3 protein-coding genes are annotated in these 3,452 nt (G+C 67.6%); all 3 read right to left on the bottom strand.

Going from position 1 to position 3,452, the window contains the following annotated elements; genetic code table 11:
- Window positions 1–190 precede the first annotated feature (190 nt).
- The 3 genes from FXN61_RS48245 to FXN61_RS48235 all read right to left on the bottom strand — a co-directional run bounded on the left by FXN61_RS48245 (window position 191) and on the right by FXN61_RS48235 (window position 3,351).
- Window positions 191–1,249: a phosphotransferase gene (locus FXN61_RS48245; RefSeq protein ID WP_167980462.1), complete on the bottom strand. Its 1,059-nt coding sequence runs from the start codon at window positions 1,247–1,249 to the stop codon at window positions 191–193.
- A gap of 23 nt (window positions 1,250–1,272) precedes the next feature.
- Entirely contained in the window at window positions 1,273–2,622 is a 1,350-nt protein-coding gene (locus FXN61_RS48240) for an aspartate aminotransferase family protein (RefSeq protein WP_167980461.1), read from the bottom strand.
- Window positions 2,623–2,754: 132 nt separating this feature from the next.
- Window positions 2,755–3,351 (bottom strand): hypothetical protein, encoded by a 597-nt coding sequence (locus FXN61_RS48235; RefSeq protein ID WP_167980460.1) that lies wholly within the window; start codon window positions 3,349–3,351, stop codon window positions 2,755–2,757.
- Between the last annotated feature and the right edge of the window lie 101 nt (window positions 3,352–3,452).

Raw genomic sequence — 3,452 nt, 5'->3', positions numbered from 1 at the left:
CACGTGTCTGCCACATCGGCGTGTAGTCGCCGTTGGCGGGAGAACCGTTCGTCATCTGCGTGCGCACCGCACCACACCGTGAGCGCGCATTGGAGTTCTTCCGCGTCCTGCCAGGCTCCGGCGATGAACAGCTGCTTGGGGACGTCGTGGATCACCGTCGTGGTCATGTGTGGTTCCTCGAGGTTCGGCTTCAGCGGAGTTGGGTGACGACCTCGTCGAGCGGCACGGCGATGGCCTGCTCGACGTTGATCCAGTCGTCCTTGGCGTGGGAGAGGAAGTACTCGCGTCGTTGCGGGGCATGCTGCGCGCGCCAGTTCGTGAGCAGCGCGCGCAGCGTGAGCCGGGCCAGTGCGGCGACGGGCAACAGTGCGAGCTCCGACTCTTCGAGCGGCCGGATGCGCTCGTAGCCCTCGAGAAAGGTGCGGGCGTCCTGCCATGGGTCCGCCCGTCCGCGGCCGAGCAGGTTGGCCATGGGCACGGCGGGGTCGAAGATCACGGCGCTGCGCACGGTGTCACCGAAGTCGATGACGCCGGTGACGAACGGGTCGCCGTACGGGTTCACGACCACGTTGTGCGGGCTGAAGTCGCCGTGGATCACCTGCGTCTCGAGTTCGTTCAACCTCGGGACGACGACCTCGTCGAACAGGCGGAAGACCTCCTGAGCCAGCCTGCGATGCCCGGGGTTCGACGTGTGCGCGACCAGCCGCCCCAGGTGGTGGAAGTGCTGGATGTCCCACACCAGCATCCGGCGGTCGGCGGGATGTGTGAACGTCGCCAGTGCCAGGTCGATCCGGCCGAGCATCTCGCCGACCTCGGCGAGCTGGTGCGTCTCGGGCTCCGACTGGGCCCAGACCAGGCCGTCGACGAAACCGAACACCCGCAGGATCCGGGTTCCGGAGGCGTTGCTCTCGACGACCACGCTCGCGTTTCCGTCGATGGTCGGCCGCACCCGCTGGACCGGCAGGTCAGGCGCGTCGTGCTCGAGGAAGAGCATCACGGTGGTCTGCAGAGCGACGACGGGGGCTTCCTCGTCCGGTGGTGACACCTTCACCAGGTAGTCGTCCGTGCCGGTCCTGAGCCGGAACGTGTCGTCCTTCTCCGTCGCGAGTCGCTCCAGGCGCCCGCCGAGGTGGTAGTGCCTCTCCAGCAGAGCCACCACCAGCGTCTCGTCGACCGGCTCGTGGGACGACGCCAGCCCGCATTCCGCGATGAGTCGCCGGCCGAGGCTCGGCAGCGGTGAGATGGTCACGGTCGGTCCCTTTCGGTGAGCCGCTACAAACGGTCCTTCGCGACCTGGGCGAAGGTCTCCAGGAACCTGGTGACGTCGGCCGAGGTGAAGGCGAGCGGAGGGCGGATCTTCAACACGTTCGCCCCTGGCGCGGTGCCGCTGACGAGAATGCGGCGATCACGCAGGTCGTTGATGACGTCCTCGGCGAGCGTTCGGTCGGGCTCCAGCGTCTCGCGGTCCTTCACCAGCTCGACACCGACGAAAAGGCCGCTGCCGCGGACCTCGGCGACGTACGGCGACTTCCGCGTGATCTCTTCGAGCCCGGCGCGCAGATCCCTGCCGTTCTCGAGGACACGCTGCTGCACGTTCTCCTGCTCGAAGACGTCCAGCACCGCGGCCGCCGCCGCCACGGGGATCGAGCTGCCGCCGAAGGTGTTGAAGTAGCGCACGTTCCGGCCGAACTCGTCGCAGACCTCGGGCCGGAAGACCACACCCGAGACCGGCAGGCCGTTGCCCATCGGCTTGCCCATGGTGACGATGTCGGGCAGCACACCGTGGCGGCTGAAACCCCACATCGACTCACCGAGCCGGGCGAACCCGGACTGCACCTCGTCGGCGATGTAGACACCGCCGGCCGCGTGCACCTCCTCGACCATGGCCTTCAGATAGCCGACCGGGTCGGTGAAGATCCCGTCGCTGCTGTAGGCGCCGTCGGTGACCAGTGCGGCGAGCCGGTAGCCGTGGCGTTCGAGGTCGTCGATCGCGCCGCGCACCTGGCCGCGCATGTGTCCGGCGAGCGTGGATCCCGGCGTGACGAGTCGCGGATCGGGAGGGTCGATCACCCGGACGTTCGGTCCCAGCGGCGATCCCGTCCCCAGGCTCGGCGAGAAGCTCGCGACCTCACGCGTGATGCCGTGGTAGGCCCAGCGGGTCACGATGATGCCTTCACCGCCGGTGTGGAACCGCGCCACTCGCATCGCGAGGTCGTTGGCCTCCGACCCGCTGCACGCCAGGCTCAGCTTCGACAACCCAGCGGGGAACGTCGCGAGCAGCCGTTCCGCGTAGTCGACCAGGGAGTCCTGGACGTAGCGCGTGTTGGTGTTGACGGCCGTCATCTGGCGGGCGACGGCCTGTGCGACGTGCGGGTGCGCATGCCCAACGCACGGAACGTTGTTGTACGCATCGAGGTAGTCGTTGCCGTCGCGGTCGACGAGGTGGGCTCCGTGGCCGGAGACGAACTCGACCGGCGTCCGGTAGATGAGCGTGTAGCCAGGCCCCAGCACCTCGGTCCGGCGCCGGATGGTGTCCTGCAGACGTTCGGGGAGCGCGTCCAGAACGGCCGGGTCGAACCGGTTCGGGTAGTTGGCGATCGCCCGGCTCAGCGTCGAAGTCATCGACCCCCACTTTCGGTCTTGGTCCGCCGGAGTCACCTCCGCTGGTGATCAGACCCTACCACTCTTTGTTCCAGTTCCAAACTGAAACTTTTTAGACCTGGTGCGCCCCGATGGAGGCGCGCTACGACCAGCTCAGAACGCGGGTGCGGACTGACCCACGCGCTGCCCCTGACGACGCGCGTCGAGCAGCGCTTCCCGCAGCCGGCCATGAGCGATCGACAGACACGAGTACGCCGCGCCACGCGCGGTCGACAGCCCGAGCACCTGAGTCGCGACCGCCAGTCGCGGGACCGACTGGAGGCACTGCTCGAGGCGCACGCGCACCTCGGGAAGGACTTCTTCGACCAGTGTGCGCAACCGGCCGACGAAATAGATCGACTCCGGGTCGAGGGTCACCACGACGGCGCTCACCGCGGTCACGACCGCCGTGGTGAACGCCTCCACCACCGCCGCCCGCACGGAGTCGTGGTGCGTTTCCACCCAGAGCTCGTCGATGCGCTCCAGGTCCATCCCCTGCCTGCGAGCGAACCGGAGCAGACCGCCGGTGCTCATCAGCCCGTCGAGGGTCTCGCCCGGCACTCCGGAGAAGAGGACGCCGACGTCACCGAAAGAGGGAGTGCTTCCACGCGCCAGCTCGTGATCCGTGCAGCAGGCGAAGTTCAGGATGCTGCTGAGACTGAACAGCGCGGCGTCCCTGATCGTGACGTCATCGGTGAGGACGCCCAGCAAGGGTGATCCGGTTGACCGCGTCTACACGAGCCCAGTACATGCAGACGTCGTAGTTCGTCGTGTAGACGGCGTCGTGGTCCTGGATCACGCTGGCGATCTTG

The sequence above is a fragment of the Lentzea indica genome, assembly GCF_012184385.1.
GTDB lineage: Bacteria > Actinomycetota > Actinomycetes > Mycobacteriales > Pseudonocardiaceae > Lentzea > Lentzea indica.
Note: the sequence above shows the minus strand (reverse complement) of the source record. Positions and strands in the feature narration are given on the sequence as shown.